Below are 17,800 nucleotides of genomic sequence, written 5' to 3' on the forward strand. Positions count from 1 at the left end.
GGGGTATCATGGTATTTGAAGGCAACAACAAAGTCCGTAAGAAAATTTTACAGGCAGTCCAAGGACTGACGAATGAGGAACTTAACCGGAAGCCTGCCAATGGTGGCTGGTCACCGAAACAAATCCTCGAGCATCTCTCGCTCATGGAAGCGCTCATCGCCTCGAACGTGGCAAAGGAACTAAAAAATCCAGAAAGCCCGAAAGCGATGAAAAAACCGATTTCCATTTCAACGAACCGCATCATTAAAGTAGAAGCTCCGGGACGTACAGTTCCTTCGGATACATTTAAAACACTTTGCGAGATGAAACAAGAATTACACACATCCCGATTGTTCTTGCTGGATGTATACGATAGCAGCAACAAAGAAGCGTTGATGAGTAAATCTTTCAAGCATCCGATTTTTGGCCAGATTCCATTGTGTCAATGGTTCCCATTTGTCGGGTTGCATGAAAAGCGCCACTTGAAACAATTGCGTGATACGATTGAATCGCTGCAACTTAAGAAAGCAATATAAACACAAGTGAACAGAAACTGTTTGAATAAAGTGAACAGAAACTGTTTGAATAGCGAGTAGAATCGCTTTTCAAACAGTTTTTTGCATACATAGATAGTTAAACTAATTTAACGGAGGGTGTTATCGAACTGTGAAAAGGCCAGATAGATCTTACAGTGACTAGTGCCCTTCACATGAAGTTTGCTATACTTTTAGCAATTCGAAATTTGGAGGGAATCATATGAATGCACGTAAATTCACAGCATCTTGGAGTGGTGGAAAAGACTCTGCTATGGCTGTCTACAAAGCACTGCAGAACGGTGACACACTGGAACGGGTATGGACAATGTTTGAAGAAGAGGCAGATCGCTCACGCTCACATGCACTGCCCGAATTGGTTATCCGTGCGCAAGCGGAACAAATGGGCGTCCCCTTCATGAAGCGCCAGGCTTCATGGGAAACTTACGAGCAGGAATTCATCAGTGCGATGAAGGAATGTACTGATGCTGGTATTCTTTACGGTGTTTTTGGCGATATCGATTTGGAGGATCACAGAGTCTGGGTACAGAAGACGAGTGAAAAAGCCAGGATGACGGCATTGCACCCATTATGGTTAATCCCGAGAAGACAATTACTGGAGGAATTCATTGAAGCCGGATTTGAAGCGTATATTATTGTAATCGATACGAACCAGATGCCAAGTCATTTCCTTGGCAGACAATTCACCATCGAACTTATGGATGAACTGGAATCGCTCGGAATCGATAGTTGTGGAGAATCCGGGGAATTTCATACGGTCGTTGCAGATGGACCCATTTTCAATAAACGAATTCCTCTTGAATTTGGAGAGCAAATTAAAAAAGGGAATTATGTCTTTTTGCCAACTAGCTGTAATACAGAACGCTGACAGATAAAGGGGATGCGTGTGAAACGAATAGGAATCAGCGGAATAGTGATGACGGTAGCACTGCTGTTAACCGGTTGCCTTGGCGGCAAATCGGTCACACTGACGCAGCGGGTTTTAACTGAAGATGAGCGGCAGCTGATCTATAGTGCGGGTGGTATAGAAGCTTTGCACTTTACATCAGAAGACACGTTATCAGCAGGTAAGACAATTCAATTTTCGGTTGAACAGTTTGAACAAGGTGAATTTGTAGGGACACTTGCTGAAATGCCGTGGAACGGTTCATCGGATGGAGTTCCTGCACATATTGCATTTGGTGTTCAGTCAACGGAAGAACAAGCGATTGACCGCATTCTATTCAGTGGACCTGGAGAGTTGCTGCGACCGGAATTGGAGATGATACCTGGAGGTTCTACTTTGCTGCCAGGCTTTGAAGGCGAACTGAAGCTGAAACAAGGCGAATCCGTCTATCTTGCTTATTATATTGTTTCGTCCAGCGGAAGAGTTCAAGCACTTCCGGTTAGTGAAGAAGAACAGCTGACTCATTTAAAAGAATACGACCGATGTCTGCTTTTGAAAGCAGAATGGGTACAGTAACCCGAACGCTGTGTGTTGCCTTCGGGGTTTTTACCTTTCAAAAAAAGCCGTTCTGATGTTTCCAGAACGGCGTTGTATCGCGCAGTTATTCATTGGTTGTATGGGAACGATTGTTTTTCAGTTTTTCCTGCTCTTCCAACCGGTCACTTTCAATCGCATCTTTTTTATATTGCTTACTGAAGGCCACGGCAATGACAATAATCAGCATCGCCATAACAGCAGTTGTTAAATAGATCGGCTGGTAAGCCGCATGAGCGGCCTGTTGAAATGCCTCGTGCAATGCATCGCGTACTTCAGGCGAAGGAATTTGGTCGATCTTAGATTGAAGCTCACCGTAACTTGCCCCTTTCAAGTCCTCCATCGCGCCTTCAGGAAGCGTGTCAGGGTCAATTCCGTGTTCTTGCAGCTTCTGAGGAATGAAGTTGTTAATTTTATTGAACCCCATTTGGATGAATGCAGCAAAGAACGCGGGTGAAATAGTTAGTCCGACTTGACGGGCGACCGATAACGTTCCGATTGCAGACCCTTTCTGATTTCCAGCAGCATTGGATGTCAGTACGGTTAAAGGTGCACCGAGAACAAATCCAAAACCAATTCCTGCAATGACGGAGAATACAATGAATAATAACTTTGTATCTACAAAGAACCCAAGTCCGCCAAAACCGATAATGCCGACGATACCAGCAAATATCAGTGTAGGAACAGGCCCTTTTTTATCCACAAAGTAACCGCCGCCACCTGCACCGATACCGGAAGCAAGTGCCAAAGGGGTCATCCAATAACCGGACTTGGCTGCAGAGATTCCAAGAATCTGCTGGGCAAAGGATGGGATGAAAATAATCGCACCGATGAATGTACCTGACAGCAATCCCATTACCATTGTCATCGCATACGTCGGTTTACGAAGTAAGCTGTATGGGAGAATCGGGTCGATAGAATCTCCTTTTTCATTTCTTTTTTCTACAAAGATAAGTGCAGTAAAGATTATAACGCCAAGGATCAGCAGTCCGAGTACACTCCATTTTACAATGGCTTCTGTAAAGGAGCCGCCTCGTCCGATGTTATTGATAGCAAACATTACGCTTAATATCGAGAAAGACAAGAGCGAAATCCCCAGGAAGTCAATTTTGGACATTACATAGGATTTTGTTTCGTGCAGTGAGAAATAACCGACTGCAACCAGTGCAATACCGATAGGCACATTTATCAAAAACAGCCAGTGCCAGTTACCTGTAATATCAATGAGGAAACTTCCGATATTTGGACCGACAACGGAGGCGATTCCGTTCATCCCTCCGAGCAATCCGAGCATACTGCCTTGCTTTTCTTTAGTAAACGTACTCAGCACATGTGAACTTGCGATGATGAAAATACCGCCGCCGCCAAATGATTGAAATAGGCGTGCAGCGAGAAATAGTGTGAAATTAGGGCTTAACGCTACGCCAAGTGAACCGATTGTGAAAATCGCAATTTCAATAAGGAAGAGTTTTTTTCGGCCATATCGATCTGCTAATTTACCTACAATCGGCGTCATGACAGCAAGGCCAAGCGTGTAAAGGGTAATCCCCCAAGATCCTTGCGTGGCATCTACCCCAAACGAGGTATTGATGGTGGTAAGAGCAGCACTGATAATTCCGTTATCCAGGGCTGCCATGAAGACACCAACTAGTAAGATGATGAAGCCAAGATTGACTTTTGATGTTTTTTCGACTGCCATTGAGTAACCTCCTTGTATGAAACTCTGTTAGCTAATAAACCATTTAAACAATTTACTTTATGTACGTGAATTTTACATAAACTGTAGATTACAAAGTTGAATCAAATGTTTACAGTGGTACTATTTGTCGCATATGTAACTTGTAAATTATGGAAAGTGGTCACTAGTACATAAAGTACCCAACTCAGTTGGGTATGAACCCGGATTAGACACCTAATTCCATTAGAAAACAGCTATTCTCGTTGGCGGAGAATAGCTGATAGGTAGGGCTTACTTCCAATCACGTGTGAGAATACTATAGACAGCTAAATCATGGAAATGATCGTACAAAAACTCCCCATCACGCTGGATCCCCTCAAGATGAAAGCCAAGCCGCTCTGGAATGGCGCGGCTTTTTTCGTTTTCCACCCCGCAGCGAATCTCTATCCGATTTAACTTATAAGTTGAAAATGCACAGTCAATCATCGCGCGAACGGAATCTGTCATAATTCCTTTCCCTTGAAAACGGTCACTGATCCAATAACCTAAACTCGTGCTTTTGTTTATCCAATCAATCTTATGGAATCCGATCATTCCCGCGAGTTGACCATTGTACACGATCCCCGCCTGAAAGCCATTGTGTTCTGCAAATTGGCTGAGCCACATGTTAATGACGGGGCGATAGCTTTCCGGCGAGAGCGCGCCGTCGACCCACGGAAGCCATTCCCGTAAATGAGTGCGGGAATCATTCACTAAAGAGAATAGTTCTGCTGCATCTTCTTGTTCAAGTAATTTCAATGAAACGTTTTCTGAAACAGTCAATGTAAACATATGAAACCTCCCGTGACGTACTAGATTTTGTTAATTGTAGCAAAGTTTATAGTCACATGGAACTTATTTGAGGATGTGATGGTGAGTGATCAAGCGAGAGTCGAAAGTGGTCAAACAGCAGCGAATCCGCTCAAGCACCCCTCCAAACACAAAAAAGAGCACCTGCATCTACAGGCACTCTCCTCTTATTTCCTCAAAACTTCCAATTTCAATTCTTTCTCTAAAAAAGGTTTTGCGTGCAGCAAGTCGCGGAACGCCGTATAACGCTGAACGGAATCTGCAGAAGGTTCTTTGCCTGTTTGATAGGCGCGAATGAGAATATTCTTTGGTGTATGTTCCATATCGATGAATTCGAGCAGCTGCGTCTCGTATCCCGCCAACGTCAGTAACTCCGCACGGAGGGAATCCGTAGCGAGTGCGGAGAATCGTTCTTTGATGAGTCCGTGTTGAAGCATCACATCGAGTGAGGATGCATGAACTTGATTGAATAATTCATGCTGGCAACATGGCACACATAAAATAACGCTGGCGCCCCAACGAACTGCACGGGCTAATGCCATATCAGTCGCAGTGTCACAGGCATGCAGTGTCACGACCATGTCTACAGAGGTTTCATCCTCATAGTCATTAATGTCACCAACTAAGAATTCTAAACGGTTGTACCCAAGATCTTTCGCAATATCAGAGCATTCTTCGATAACTTCTTTCTTCAAATCGAGCCCGGTTACGTGAATGTCGAGACCTTTTTCGATGTGAAGGTAGTGGTATAACGCGAATGTCAAATAAGATTTACCGGAACCAAAATCTAGAATTCGGACAGTCCGATCTTTTGGAAGGTGTTCCAGAGCATCGTCAATGAATTCGATAAACCGGTTGATTTGTCTAAACTTATCGTGCTTTTGTTTTTTTATGAGTCCGTCGGTAGTTTGCACCCCTAACCGGATTAAAAACGGATAAGGAGTTCCTTCTTCGAGTAAATAATTCTTTTTTCGATTGTGAGACAAGTCGGCTGTTCGAGAGGATTCCGATATACTCGATTTCCAAGATACTTTGAATTTTTTGGTCAATTGCACCTGGATTATCTCACCCGTAAATTCGGCTTGTACTTGTCGAAAGCGCATTAAGGCATTTGTTAAAAATAGATCCAAACCGTCTGCTGAAATATTATGATGCTTGAGCACGCGTTCGAATTGCTCTTCGAATTGAATGTGCAGCTCACCTTTTAATTCAACCGGTTTTGCTTTAATCCGCAGAAGACCTTCTGCTTTAGAACGGGGCTGACTGAATGTAGCGCGTATGAATTTACCATCCGTTAAGCGGCGCTTCAAATCAGCGATTAAATTTTCAAACTCCATTAGGTTTGACTCCTTTCATAGAGAGGTAGGGAAGAAGAGGACGTCTGTCATTCAAATTTGAATCCTCGGGCTCTCAAAAAATCTTTCATATGCGGGCGTTGCGGTGATTCTAAAAAGTCGGCCATTTGTTCAGTCCACTCAGCCTGTTTTCTATTCGAATTGCGTGTTTCATAATAATCTTTCATAATGGCATCGTATTGAGGAAGAATTGTTTTATACTTCTCTTCATCATACATATTTTCATGCAGGACTGCATCAACGGGAAGGCGCGGTTTGACTTCGTTTGAAACGGCAGGCACGCCGATTGTCATACCGAACATCGGAGCAACCCCTTCAGGAAGTCCTAACAATTCGCTGATTTCAGCCGGATTATTTCGGACGCCGCCAATGTAACAAATCCCGTAGCCTTTGGATTCAGCCGCGATTGCAACATTCTGGGCAAAGAGAGCTACATCTATTGTACCTACGAGCATTGCTTCTGCATGCGTATAATCGATTGTACGATTATGCAGAGCTGCAGCCGCTTGCAAACGATTGAAATCTGCACAAAATACAAGTGCAGCCCCTGCACCATTGAATTGATGAGGGTTTTTTGAATACTCTCCAAGTTTTTCCCGTAGTACACGATCTGTGATGTGTATGACGGAGTAGGCTTGGACAAAATGAGAACTGGCCGAATGCTGTCCGGCATTTATCAATTCCCGTACAGTTTCGCTTGATAGCTGCTCGTCAGTATAGGATCGAACAGATGCATGTGATTTAAGTAAGTCAATGACCATTAATAATCCCCTCCGATTAGTGATTGTGACTAATGGTACACCAGATTTATACAAGAGAAAAGGAGTGTGTCTTATGAGCTGGCTGGAAGGCATATCAATAACAACGATGATAATAGTCTTAGCAATTATCATTATACCAATTGCAATCGTAGTATTTTTATATTTATTTGATAGAAGACAGAAACAGCATGCGATTTTGAGAAATTACCCAATACTTGGGCGAGTTCGATACATGATTGAAAAAGTTGGCCCTGAATTTCGGCAATATCTTTTCGATAATGATAACGATGGGAAACCATTTAGTCGAGAAGAATATTTGCATACCGTCATGCCTGGAAAATACTTAAACAGTGTTATTGGATTTGGTTCGAAACGTGATTTTGAAGCACCCGGCTATTATTTACGGAATGCTATGTTTACAAAACAAAATGAAGAAATGAGGGTGGATAATCATCGTAAAATCGAAACAATGCGTTATACAGTAGACGATGAAGGACTATTTTCACGTCGTGAACATCGAGAGGAAGTTACTGCACAACCGTGGCTGCTGCCCGATGAAGACGCAATTGTCATTGGACCGACATGTGCCGAACCGTTCCGCGTACATAGCTTACTAGGCCAGTCAGCCATGAGTTATGGGGCATTAGGCGATCATGCTATTACTGCACTTTCCAAAGGGATCGGCATGGCAACAGGTGCATGGATGAATACAGGGGAAGGCGGCCTTTCTCCTCATCATTTGGCAGGAGATGCAGATATCGTTGCACAAATTGGTTCGGGGCTATTTGGATTCCGGACGCATGAAGGCGAATTTGACTGGAAGTTGCTAAAGGAAAAAGCTGAGAATCCTAGAGTAAAGGCTTTTGAACTAAAACTGGCACAAGGTGCTAAGATGCGTGGAGGACACGTGGAAGGCTCTAAGGTAACGGAAGAAATCGCTGCCATTCGTAATGTACCGCCTTTTAAAACTATTAATAGTCCAAATCGATTTCATCAGTTTGATGATTTTCCTTCAATGTTTTCATTCATCGAACAGATTCGAAACCAATCAGGCAAACCAGTAGGCATAAAAGTCGTGATTGGCGGTCAATCAGACGCTGAAGAGTTGGCATCTTTCATGAAGGAAACTGGAATGGGACCTGACTTTATATCGGTAGATGGAGCAGAAGGCGGTTCGGGTGCAACGTATCAAGACCTGGCTGATTCCGTCGGATTGCCAATTCGATCCGCGCTGCTGTTATTAGATGATGCACTTAGAAAGTACGAAGTGCGAGATCGAGTGAAGATTATTGCTTCTGGAAAAATTACAACCCCGGACAAAGCAGCCATAGCTCTTGCAATGGGTGCAGATCTCGTTCAAATTGCTCGTGGTTTTATGATTTCTGTTGGCTGTATTATGGCACAGCGATGTCATACAAACGAATGTCCTGCAGGAGTTGCGACAACGGATCCGAATCTGCAGCGCGGACTTGTCGTTGAAGAGAAAAAGTACCGCGTAACGAATTATATATTAACAATGCGGGAAGGCTTATTTAGGATAGCTGCAGCTGCGGGACTCGATTCTCCTACAAAATTCGAACGGCATCACGTGTTTTATAAAGATGAAAGAGGACGGGTCACCCCAATCGAAAAAAGTTAAATCATTATATAAAAGGGCAGTGGAATTTGACTCCATCTGCTCTTTTTTTGATTTCTAAAGTTATAAAATTTCTCTGCCTAGTTGTCAGAAATATATGATAGTATAGAAATATCATTGAAACTCATAGGGGGATGGAGAAATGGAGCTGCTAAATAAAACAGTTGGTGCAATCGTAAGGGAGCAGGGAAAACAGATTCCTGAAAACGAGGCTTACGTCTATCCAGAACTGAATTTAAGGAAAACGTATAAAGAATTTGATGAAGAGACAGACCGATTGGCTAAAGCCTTCATGGGCATGGGTATTCAAAAGGGAGAAAACGTTGCCATTTGGTCAGATAACAAACCTCAATGGCTGCTTAGCCAGTTCGCAACTGGTAAAATGGGAGCGGTTTTGGTAACTGTAAACACAAACTACCAGGCAGCCGAATTGAACTACTTATTGCAACAATCCGAAGCAACCACACTTATTCTCGATGAAGGTTTCAAAGGTACAAGTTATCTTGAAATTTTAAAAACGGTTTGTCCATCTTTACCAGAAAGCGATGGAAGCCATATCCACTGTTCTTCATTGCCTAATTTAAAACGTGTGATTCTTATGTCTGAGAAAAACGAACCCGGTATTTTCAATTGGTCTGAATTTTTGGAGCATGCAGAAAGTGTATCTGATGATGAACTCAGTCAACGTCTGAATACGCTCAATCCAGATGATGTTATTAACATTCAATATACATCTGGAACTACCGGGTTTCCAAAAGGCGTGATGCTGACGCATAACAACGTTGTCAATAACGCCAATATCATTGGGGGAACGATGAAGCTTACTAGTCAGGATCGAATGTGTATCCCGGTTCCGTTCTTCCATTGTTTCGGATGTGTGTTAGGGACACTTGCTGCAGTTACTCATGGTTCCACAATGGTCATTTTGGAACAGTTCGAGCCAACGCGTGTTTTGAACGCAGTACAAGATGAAAAATGTACGGTTTTGCATGGTGTTCCTACGATGTTCATTGCTGAATTGAATCATCACAATTTCAAGCAGTACGATACATCTACACTGCGGACAGGCATTATGGCAGGATCTACATGTCCGATTGAAGTGATGAAACAAGTGATTGAAGACGTGGGTGCCGAGGAAATAACGATTTGTTATGGACTAACGGAAGCATCTCCTGTTATCTCACAGACAAAAACCAATGACCCCATCGAGAAAAGAGTATCTACCGTTGGAAAACCTCATCCGAATGTCGAAGTGAAAATTATCGATCCTTCTACGGGCATTGAACTTCCATTAGGGGAGTCAGGAGAACTCTGCACGCGAGGTTATCATGTGATGAAAGGCTATTACAACAATCCAGATGCAACAGCCGAAGCAATTGATGAAGAAGGATGGCTTCATACGGGGGACATCGCAAGATTGGATGAAGACGGGTACTTAGATGTCACAGGACGTATGAAAGATATGGTAATCCGCGGAGGCGAGAATATATACCCTCGTGAAGTTGAAGAATTTTTGTATACATGTCCCGGGGTAGCAGATGTCCAGGTTGTTGGGGTGCCGGATGAGAAATACGGAGAAGAACTCATGGCTTGGATTATTCCAAAAGAAGGGGTTCAGCTCCGAGAAGACGAAGTGAGAACGTTTTGTAAGGGTGCTATTTCGCATCACAAAATACCGCGCTATATAGAGCTTACAGATTCCTACCCAATGACAGCATCCGGTAAAATTCAAAAGTTTAAGTTGCGTGAAATGTCTAGGGAGAAAGTCAATCTTTAATAGAAAACACGCATGCCAGCAAGGGGCATGCGTGTTTTCTATTCATACAGTGTACTTTCTTTTGTACCATCAGCATGATACACCGTTAGAACGCCATCGTGATCTGTTACGTAAGGTTTGGCTTTTTCGAGTAATACATTTTTCGTGTCTTCACTGTAAATGACGCTTGTACTGTTCTTTTTCCTCAACACCCAATCATCATCTCTTGCCTTTACTTCATAGTGCGGCCGATCTTCGGACTTACCCTCAATCGCCTCTCTCGCTTGGGATAGACCGATAGAGATTGCTCTTCCTTCTTCATAGCCTTCTTTAAGTAAAGCATTGGATATTTCAATCGCTTTGTTACGTACATCGGTACTCACATTTTTAAAAGTATCTGGATAATCATTTTTTGACCATGGCATAGCTAGCTCCTCCTTCTAAATTAGTAGTTAGAATACACATGAAATTACGTAGACTGCTGATTTGCTGCAGCTTCAAAAGGATTTAACCTTTGTGAAGTTTGAATGTGGATGAAAGGCACGTCACGTAATGGACCTGACTTATTCTGGTCGCTGTAGAAGTTCTTTGTTTTATCAGGTTTCGGAAGGATTTCCAACGCTTCTTCTTTACTGCAGGCATAATAGATTTCTCCCACTCGTGCTTGATAGGATGCGGCTAGACACATTGGGCAGGGCTCTCCGCTAGCGTATAAGATTGTGTCGGACAAATCAGTGGTAGCCATAATTCGACACGCTTCCCGAATTGCTACGAGCTCTGCATGAGCAGATGGATCATGGTCAGTCTCTACAGAGTTCCTGCCGCTTGCGATAATCTCTCCATCTCTTACAATGACCGCACCATAGGGACCTCCCCCTTCAAACACACTGTCTGTTGCTAAATTAATGGCATCATTTAAAAAACGTTCGTGATCCATTTTAACTTCCTCCTTGTCGAATATTCAGTATTCCCCGGGAAATAAATCGAAATAGGGATAGCGCAACGATTGAATCTTCCCTATAATGAATTTACCGGACTTGTTTTTTGTAATGAAAGCGTTTCCGGAATAATACAAATTATTAAGGGGGTCTTGCATATGACTGAAGATAGTTACAAACTGATTGCCATAGTTCTTTACATGGCAGCAATGGTTTTTATAGGCTGGTACGCGTTCCGTCGTACATCAAATTTAACTGATTATATGCTAGGCGGACGTTCTCTCGGACCAGCAGTTACTGCACTTAGTGCCGGTGCTGCTGATATGTCAGGATGGTTACTACTAGGATTGCCGGGTGCGATTTTTGATAAAGGACTTCCGGAAATCTGGATTGCTATTGGTCTTACTACAGGTGCTTATTTAAACTGGTATTTCGTTGCACCTCGTCTTCGTGTCTATACCCAAGTGACGAATGATTCAATCACGATTCCAAGCTTTTTGGAGAATCGATTGAAAGATACTTCTAGACTATTGAGAATTGCTTGCGGACTTATTATTCTTGTATTCTTTACCTTTTACGTATCATCAGGAATGGTTGCAGGAGGGAAGTTCTTCCTCAGTTCATTCGGATTAGATTATCACGTCGGACTTGTCATTGTCTCGATAGTAGTTGTTGGTTACACTTTGTTTGGCGGATTCCTTGCGGTTAGTTATACCGACTTTGTCCAAGGACTGATTATGTTCTTAGCACTTATCCTTGTACCGGTAGTAGCAGTATTTGTAACTGGGGGACTGCCAGAAACTGCTGCATCTATCCGTGAAGTGAACCCGGATATGCTGAGCCTTGTAAAAGGGGCAACAGTTCTTGGAGTAATTTCTTCACTCGCGTGGGGGCTGGGATATTTCGGTCAACCACACATTATCGTGCGATTCATGGCAATTAGTTCAGTTAAAGAAACTAAAAATGCGCGTCGCATCGGAATTAGCTGGATGATTTTAAGCTTAATCGGAGCAGTTGCAACTGCACTCGTTGGTATCGCTTATTATCAACAAAATCCAGGGGCGGAGTTAGTTGATTCTGAAACTATCTTCATTGCACTTGGTCAAATCATATTCCATCCATTTATTGCTGGAATTATGTTAGCAGCTGTTCTTGCAGCTGTTATGAGTACAATTTCTTCACAGCTTATCGTAACTTCGTCTGCATTAATCGAGGATTTATACAAAGCGGTTATTAAAACAGATGGAACGGATAAGCAATATGTATTCCTTGGCCGTATGGCAGTTCTTGTTGTCTCTCTAATTGCGATGGTTCTGGCATGGCCAAACAACGATTCCATTTTGAAGCTTGTATCATTTGCTTGGGCAGGTTTCGGCGGAGCGTTTGGACCAATTATCTTACTCGCGCTATACTGGCGTAAACTAACAGCCAAAGGTGCACTGTATGGTATGATTTCAGGTGCAATCGTCGTCTTCGTATGGGGGAACGTTCCCGTCTTGACAGATACATTGTATGAAATTATCCCTGGATTCCTTGTTTGCTTACTTGTTACGTATTTTGTTAGTCTTGCAACGTATAAACAAAACAAGGAAATTGAACGGGAGTTTACAGAGTCACTGGAACTTCTAGAACGCGAACGTTAATCAGCAAGCCGTCCATTCAAATGGACGGCTTTTTTTATGGTTTCTTGGGATACCTGATGTATGATGAAAGGTAAAGGGGGATGGATCATGAAATTGGATCATGTCGTATACTTTACAAAACGAACACCCGAAAAAATCGCTGCACAATACGAAGGGGCGTTTGTAGGCGGAAGGCACGAAAAATGGGGAACCTATAATGCATTAAAATACGTGCGCAATGCGTACATTGAATGGCTGGCAATCGAAAATAATGACTTAGCTGAAAGTTCCTCCCATCCTTTGGTTACGCAACTGCGACAAGACTTAGCAGCCTATGGTGACGGCTGGGGAACGTTGTGTTTTTCAACAGAGGATATCGGAGAATTGGATGAACGATTGAAGCTTGCTGGAATAGAAACATCTGGAGTAATAGATGCATCCAGAAAGACTTCTTCAGGAGCGCTTAAAAAGTGGAAAATGTTATTCATCGAAGAACAAAACAATAATGATTTGCCATGCCCTTTTTTCATAGAATGGGAAGAGGACGAAATAAGCCGTCGAGAAACATTACGTAAAGACGGGTCAATTACAGAACAGAGTGAAGCAGAATGCATTCAGGAATGTGTCTTGGTAACGGAGAATCTTAAAGAAACAGTAGCAAAGTGGTCGACTATTCTTAATGTAGAAGTCGAAGACAGCAATAGCTTGTTGTTAAACGGCGTCCGTTTCCGTTTTGAGACGGATTTAGATGAACGAAATCGTATGCTAGCAGTCGTGACGGGGTAAGCTTAACTATAAGGTATGGAATAGAAGGAAGGTAATTGAATGGATGAAATGGAACTGTTAAAAGAAACTGCAATTCTGGTCGGCGTGGAAGAACAAAATGACGACCATTTCGATTATGAGCTGGAAGAACTCAAAAACCTTGCTGCAGCTGTTGGTGTTGAAGTTGTGGGGACTGTCATGCAAAAGCTGGAACGGAGACATTCAACAAGCTATATCGGTAAAGGGAAAATCGATGAAGTTCGTCTTTTTGCAGATGAAACTGGAGCGAATTTAATCATCTTTAACGACGAGTTGTCTCCTTCGCAATTACGTAATTTAGAGCGTGACTTAGAAGTGAAGATTATCGATCGAACGATGCTCATTTTGGATATATTTGCACGCAGGGCTCGAACGCACGAAGCGCGCATGCAAGTGGAACTTGCGGAATTACAATACACATTGCCCCGGCTTGTAGGACTTCGAGCTTCCCTTGGACGTCAAGGCGGCGGCACGGGTGGCGGATTCCAGAACAAAGGTGCCGGAGAAACTAAACTTGAGCTCGATCGAAGAAAGATAGAAGAACAAATTTCCAAACTCCGAAAAGAGTTGGAAGCGATGAAACAACAGCGGGACATTCAACGAAAGCAGCGTTCAAAAAGCGGAACGCCGGTCGTTTCAATTGTAGGGTATACGAATGCGGGGAAATCCACCCTGATGAACCAAATCCTCGCGAATGCAGAAGGAGACAAAGCAAAAACGGTTTTTGAGAAAGACATGCTGTTTGCGACGCTTGACACATCTGTACGTAAAGTGGCAATTTCAGATCGAAAACCGTTCATCTTAACAGATACTGTTGGTTTTGTATCTAAGCTCCCTCACCATCTGGTGAAAGCATTCCGTTCTACACTGGAAGAAGCTCGAGAAGCAGATTTGCTGCTGCACGTAGTCGATGTGTCGAATTCCGAATACAGGCATATGATTGAAGTGACGAACGAAACATTACAAGACGTTGGAGTAGAAAACGTTCCCGTACTATACGTGTATAACAAAGCGGACCAGGCAGAAGACATACGTTATCCGCGCATTCAAGATGACCAAATCTGGCTGTCAGCAAAAACAGGTGAAGGGCTTCCTGAGCTTTTGGAACTGATTGAGCAAAAAGTGTACGAGCATTACGTGACATGCAAAATGCTTATTCCATTTGATAGAGGAGACCTAGTTGCTTATCTAAATGACAATACCCATGTGAAAACGACGGTTTATGAAGAGGATGGAACAATCGTAACGGCTGAGATGGCAGAAAGAGATCGTAAAAAGTTTGAAGAGTTCATTGTGAGCCATTAAGAAATAGCGAACAAAACAAAAGAACGGCCACGCATTTAGCGCAGCCGTTCTTTTTCTATAAGAGAAAGGGGGTGGGATAGTAGTAGTATGCCCGCTCCATCTATTCTTAAACCTTTTGAAACTGATTTGTATGAAGTTTTGCAAAAATACCACCTTGCGCTACGAGTTCCGCATATCCGCCGTCTTCTGCAATTCCTTCAGGTGTTACCACAACGACGCGATCTGCATCCCGTATGGTTGCGAGTCTATGTGCAATAACGAGCGTTGTTCGGTTCTCGGAAAGTTCTGTGAGGGATTCCTGGATAATGTGTTCTGTCTCCGTATCAAGCGCGGAGGTTGCTTCATCCAAAATTAGGATTGGCGGGTTCTTTAAAAACATACGGGCAATGGCAAGACGTTGTTTTTGACCCCCCGAGAGTTTCAGACCGCGTTCTCCAATTTGTGTTTCATAACCGTCCGGAAGATTGGCGATGAAGTCTTCTAGATGCGCCCGTTTTGCAGCAGCATATATTGCCTCATCCGGTGCTGTCAAATCTCCATAGGCGATATTTTCTTTCACGGTGCCAGTAAATAGGAAAACGTCTTGTTGAACAATGCCGATTTGACGACGCAATGATTGCTGCGTCATTTGACGGATATCTATGCCATCGATTGTGATAGATCCTTCATTCACGTCGTAGAATCGTGGTATCAATGAACAAATCGTTGTTTTCCCAGCACCTGAAGGTCCGACGAAAGCAATGGTCTGACCAGATTGAATAGATAAGCTTAGATGATTTAGCACTGGCTTTCCACCATCATATCCAAAAGTGACATCAGATAACGCAATATCACCAGTTAAGTGTGGGATATCAATGGCATCGGGAGCATCCTTGATTTCAGGTTCTTGGTCTAGCAGATTCTGAAAACGGCTAAATCCAGCCATCCCTTTCGGATAAAGCTCAAGAAGTGCACTAATTTTATCAACGGGTTTAATGAGAATATTGATGAACAAAATGAAACTGACGAGTTCACCAATAGATAGTTTGTTTTGGATGGTGAACCAAGCACCGACCACTAAAATTACGAGCGTCACAAGACGGGTCATCATGTACATAGAGGAAGTCGTAAAAGCCATTACCTTGTATGCTACTAACTTAGCGATCCGGAAATTCCCGTTATCTTTACGGAAACGTGTTAACTCAAAAGATTCATTTGTAAATGATTTAACAACACGTGAGCCAGACACCGAGTCTTCTACACGTCCATTCACTTCAGCGATTTTCCCGTACATATTCAGCCAAGCAGAGTTCATCGCTTTGTTACAAAATACAACGAGTACAATTAAGAACGGCACCATGACAATCGCAATAAGAGCGAGTTCAGGATTAATAGAATACATAAGAACGAAAGCGCCAACGATGGTCATGACGGCAATGAACGCATCCTCTGGCCCGTGGTGGGCAAGTTCCCCGATATCGAAAAGATCCGTCGTGATGCGAGTCATAATGTGGCCAGTTTTCGTATTATCGAAAAAACGGAATGACTGCTTCTGAACGTGATTGAATAGCTTTTCCCGCATATCCGTTTCGATATTAATGCCTAGTTTGTGCCCTAAATAACTCACAATGTATTGAAGAAATGTACTAAAGAGATAAACGATAAGAAGTAAAATACTAACCGTCGTGATCATACCCCAATCTTTGGTTGGGAGAAGTTTGTCTATGAACTCTTGAACTGCTAAGGGAAATGCCAGTTCAAGCAATGCGACAAATACAGCACTTGAGAAATCGATCATAAATAACCGTCTATGCGGTTTGTAATAGGAGAAAAATTGTTTTAGCATGGCACTCGTCCTTTTTATGAAATTTAATAGCTAGTATACATGGTTTACTCAATAAGTTCGACAAAGTCCTCTGAAAGTTGGATTAGTTATGACTTTTGTAGGGAAAAGAACTATTGAATATAAGGGTCTGTTTGGTATTTTTCTGTGAAATTATGAAACTGTTTCAAATATACTGCGTATGAATAGATGACCCCAATTATGGCATAAAGGAGAAGAGTAAAATGAATAAATGGACAAAAGGAGCGGCTGCTGCCTTATTAGCTCTTGCACTCAGCGCGTGCGGAACGTCATCAGAGCCAGAAAAATCTGTTGAGGCTCAGGGTGATACTGGAAAGAAGACGGAAGTCAGTAAAAAGGAGCCAGTTACAGCAGAAAATATTTTTAAGAAATCGATGGAAGCATCCGAGTCGATGAACAGTATGCATGCAGATTTCGCAATCACTCAAAACCTTAAGATAACAGGTGAGGAAGAAATGAGCATGAAAAATGATCTGTCAATCATGCTGGATATTGTGAATGAACCGGAGGGACTCCACCAAAAAGTAACATCTGAAGGAGATGCTGAAGGTTCGATGGATATCGAAATGTACGGCGCAAAAGGTGAACTGTATATGCAAATGCCTGACATGAATGGCAGTTGGATGGCTGTTCCACCTGAAATGCAAGGCGAGCTGATAGAAGGAATGAACAGTTCTAATGCAATGATGGACTTAGAGGTGTTCGAAGACTTTAGGAAGAAGTTCACTGTCGAAGAAGAAAAGAATGAGTATATTTTAAAATTAGATGCATCCGGGGAGGAATTCCAGGAACTATTACATGAGCTTATGAACCAAGGAGCTATGGCTGGTCAAGAATTCGGAGATGAAGATGCAATAGAAAACATAGATGTAAGGAAGATTGAGCTATCTCTTCACATAGACAAAGAAACTTATTATACTAATTCACTTGATATGATCTTAGATGCGGTTATGGATATGGAAGGCTTTCAAGCGGAAATCAATCAAACAATTCATGTGGAAATGAGCAAAATGAATGAGCTTGAAGAAATCATCATTCCGGACGAAGTACGAAACAACGCATTTGATATGGAAGGAAATCCAGTAGTAGAAAGTGAATGATAGGTGAATTAAACACTAGGCTAGTTCTAAGAAAGAACAAGCAGCGGAACCTAAGGGTTTTTGCTGCTTGTTTTCTTATTGCTCTGAAATGGTCGTATTGAAAAACTTAATACAGTGAAATAAACACGTCCTTTTAACGT

16 protein-coding genes are annotated in these 17,800 nt (G+C 42.6%); 9 read left to right on the forward strand and 7 right to left on the reverse strand.

The window, feature by feature from the left end; genetic code table 11:
• The first annotated feature begins 8 nt into the window (after positions 1 to 8).
• The 3 genes from QT716_RS08530 (at position 9) to QT716_RS08540 (ending at position 1,995) form a co-directional block, all read left to right on the forward strand.
• On the forward strand, positions 9 to 515 hold the full coding sequence (locus QT716_RS08530) for a DinB family protein (protein ID WP_317935626.1): 507 nt from the start codon (positions 9 to 11) through the stop codon (positions 513 to 515).
• Between the two features lie 220 nt (positions 516 to 735).
• Positions 736 to 1,401, forward strand: coding sequence for a Dph6-related ATP pyrophosphatase (locus QT716_RS08535; protein ID WP_317935627.1), 666 nt, complete (start codon positions 736 to 738; stop codon positions 1,399 to 1,401).
• Between the two features lie 18 nt (positions 1,402 to 1,419).
• A complete protein-coding gene (locus QT716_RS08540) occupies positions 1,420 to 1,995 on the forward strand; it encodes a hypothetical protein (RefSeq protein WP_317935628.1) in 576 nt (191 codons plus the stop codon).
• 85 nt (positions 1,996 to 2,080) lie between these two features.
• Here the strand turns inward: QT716_RS08540 and QT716_RS08545 are convergent, their stop codons facing one another.
• The 4 genes from QT716_RS08545 to nfsA all read right to left on the reverse strand — a co-directional run bounded on the left by QT716_RS08545 (position 2,081) and on the right by nfsA (position 6,656).
• On the reverse strand, positions 2,081 to 3,712 hold the full coding sequence (locus tag QT716_RS08545) for an MFS transporter (protein WP_317935630.1): 1,632 nt from the start codon (positions 3,710 to 3,712) through the stop codon (positions 2,081 to 2,083).
• Positions 3,713 to 3,982: 270 nt separating this feature from the next.
• Positions 3,983 to 4,522, reverse strand: coding sequence for a GNAT family N-acetyltransferase (locus QT716_RS08550; RefSeq protein WP_317935631.1), 540 nt, complete (start codon positions 4,520 to 4,522; stop codon positions 3,983 to 3,985).
• Positions 4,523 to 4,707: 185 nt separating this feature from the next.
• Positions 4,708 to 5,877 carry a class I SAM-dependent methyltransferase gene (locus QT716_RS08555; RefSeq protein WP_317935632.1) on the reverse strand — a complete coding sequence of 390 codons (1,170 nt, stop codon included), beginning with the start codon at positions 5,875 to 5,877 and terminating at the stop codon, positions 4,708 to 4,710.
• 47 nt (positions 5,878 to 5,924) lie between these two features.
• Positions 5,925 to 6,656 (reverse strand): oxygen-insensitive NADPH nitroreductase, encoded by a 732-nt coding sequence (gene nfsA / locus QT716_RS08560; protein ID WP_317935633.1) that lies wholly within the window; start codon positions 6,654 to 6,656, stop codon positions 5,925 to 5,927.
• Between the two features lie 73 nt (positions 6,657 to 6,729).
• On the opposite strand from nfsA, the gene QT716_RS08565 reads away from it, so the two are divergent.
• Together QT716_RS08565 and QT716_RS08570 are read left to right on the forward strand one after the other, a co-directional pair.
• Positions 6,730 to 8,295: an FMN-binding glutamate synthase family protein gene (locus tag QT716_RS08565; protein WP_317935634.1), complete on the forward strand. Its 1,566-nt coding sequence runs from the start codon at positions 6,730 to 6,732 to the stop codon at positions 8,293 to 8,295.
• A 139-nt stretch (positions 8,296 to 8,434) separates the two neighbouring features.
• Positions 8,435 to 10,069 carry an AMP-binding protein gene (locus QT716_RS08570; RefSeq protein WP_317935635.1) on the forward strand — a complete coding sequence of 545 codons (1,635 nt, stop codon included), beginning with the start codon at positions 8,435 to 8,437 and terminating at the stop codon, positions 10,067 to 10,069.
• A gap of 38 nt (positions 10,070 to 10,107) precedes the next feature.
• Here QT716_RS08570 and QT716_RS08575 read toward each other — a convergent pair whose 3' ends face one another.
• Together QT716_RS08575 and QT716_RS08580 are read right to left on the reverse strand one after the other, a co-directional pair.
• Positions 10,108 to 10,473: a DUF2188 domain-containing protein gene (locus tag QT716_RS08575; RefSeq protein WP_317935636.1), complete on the reverse strand. Its 366-nt coding sequence runs from the start codon at positions 10,471 to 10,473 to the stop codon at positions 10,108 to 10,110.
• Positions 10,474 to 10,517: 44 nt separating this feature from the next.
• Entirely contained in the window at positions 10,518 to 10,985 is a 468-nt protein-coding gene (locus QT716_RS08580) for a nucleoside deaminase (protein WP_317935637.1), read from the reverse strand.
• 159 nt (positions 10,986 to 11,144) lie between these two features.
• On the opposite strand from QT716_RS08580, the gene putP reads away from it, so the two are divergent.
• The 3 genes from putP to hflX all read left to right on the forward strand — a co-directional run bounded on the left by putP (position 11,145) and on the right by hflX (position 14,717).
• Positions 11,145 to 12,629, forward strand: a complete 1,485-nt coding sequence (gene putP, locus QT716_RS08585) for a sodium/proline symporter PutP (protein WP_317935638.1) — start codon at positions 11,145 to 11,147, stop codon at positions 12,627 to 12,629.
• A gap of 87 nt (positions 12,630 to 12,716) precedes the next feature.
• Complete coding sequence (locus QT716_RS08590) at positions 12,717 to 13,394, forward strand: VOC family protein (protein ID WP_317935639.1); 678 nt, start codon at positions 12,717 to 12,719, stop codon at positions 13,392 to 13,394.
• Positions 13,395 to 13,442: 48 nt separating this feature from the next.
• A complete protein-coding gene (gene hflX / locus QT716_RS08595) occupies positions 13,443 to 14,717 on the forward strand; it encodes a GTPase HflX (protein WP_398292964.1) in 1,275 nt (424 codons plus the stop codon).
• Positions 14,718 to 14,823: 106 nt separating this feature from the next.
• Here hflX and QT716_RS08600 read toward each other — a convergent pair whose 3' ends face one another.
• Positions 14,824 to 16,542 (reverse strand): ABC transporter ATP-binding protein, encoded by a 1,719-nt coding sequence (locus QT716_RS08600; protein WP_317935641.1) that lies wholly within the window; start codon positions 16,540 to 16,542, stop codon positions 14,824 to 14,826.
• 221 nt (positions 16,543 to 16,763) lie between these two features.
• Here QT716_RS08600 and QT716_RS08605 point away from each other — a divergent pair, with 221 nt between their 5' ends.
• Positions 16,764 to 17,660, forward strand: a complete 897-nt coding sequence (locus tag QT716_RS08605; RefSeq protein ID WP_317935642.1) for a DUF6612 family protein — start codon at positions 16,764 to 16,766, stop codon at positions 17,658 to 17,660.
• Positions 17,661 to 17,800: the final 140 nt, after the last annotated feature.

Origin of the sequence: Sporosarcina aquimarina (genome assembly GCF_033253705.1) — a bacterium.
GTDB classification, from domain to species: domain Bacteria; phylum Bacillota; class Bacilli; order Bacillales_A; family Planococcaceae; genus Sporosarcina; species Sporosarcina aquimarina.

Coding starts and splice junctions, on each gene's coding strand:
- QT716_RS08530 (WP_317935626.1), top strand. CDS start 9: ATGGTATTTGAAGGCAACAACAAAGTCCGTAAGAAAATTTTACAGGCA.
- QT716_RS08535 (WP_317935627.1), top strand. CDS start 736: ATGAATGCACGTAAATTCACAGCATCTTGGAGTGGTGGAAAAGACTCT.
- QT716_RS08545 (WP_317935630.1), bottom strand. CDS start 3,712: ATGGCAGTCGAAAAAACATCAAAAGTCAATCTTGGCTTCATCATCTTA.
- QT716_RS08550 (WP_317935631.1), bottom strand. CDS start 4,522: ATGTTTACATTGACTGTTTCAGAAAACGTTTCATTGAAATTACTTGAA.
- QT716_RS08555 (WP_317935632.1), bottom strand. CDS start 5,877: ATGGAGTTTGAAAATTTAATCGCTGATTTGAAGCGCCGCTTAACGGAT.
- nfsA (WP_317935633.1), bottom strand. CDS start 6,656: ATGGTCATTGACTTACTTAAATCACATGCATCTGTTCGATCCTATACT.
- QT716_RS08565 (WP_317935634.1), top strand. CDS start 6,730: ATGAGCTGGCTGGAAGGCATATCAATAACAACGATGATAATAGTCTTA.
- QT716_RS08570 (WP_317935635.1), top strand. CDS start 8,435: ATGGAGCTGCTAAATAAAACAGTTGGTGCAATCGTAAGGGAGCAGGGA.
- QT716_RS08575 (WP_317935636.1), bottom strand. CDS start 10,473: ATGCCATGGTCAAAAAATGATTATCCAGATACTTTTAAAAATGTGAGT.
- QT716_RS08580 (WP_317935637.1), bottom strand. CDS start 10,985: ATGGATCACGAACGTTTTTTAAATGATGCCATTAATTTAGCAACAGAC.
- putP (WP_317935638.1), top strand. CDS start 11,145: ATGACTGAAGATAGTTACAAACTGATTGCCATAGTTCTTTACATGGCA.
- QT716_RS08590 (WP_317935639.1), top strand. CDS start 12,717: ATGAAATTGGATCATGTCGTATACTTTACAAAACGAACACCCGAAAAA.
- hflX (WP_398292964.1), top strand. CDS start 13,443: ATGGAACTGTTAAAAGAAACTGCAATTCTGGTCGGCGTGGAAGAACAA.
- QT716_RS08600 (WP_317935641.1), bottom strand. CDS start 16,542: ATGCTAAAACAATTTTTCTCCTATTACAAACCGCATAGACGGTTATTT.
- QT716_RS08605 (WP_317935642.1), top strand. CDS start 16,764: ATGAATAAATGGACAAAAGGAGCGGCTGCTGCCTTATTAGCTCTTGCA.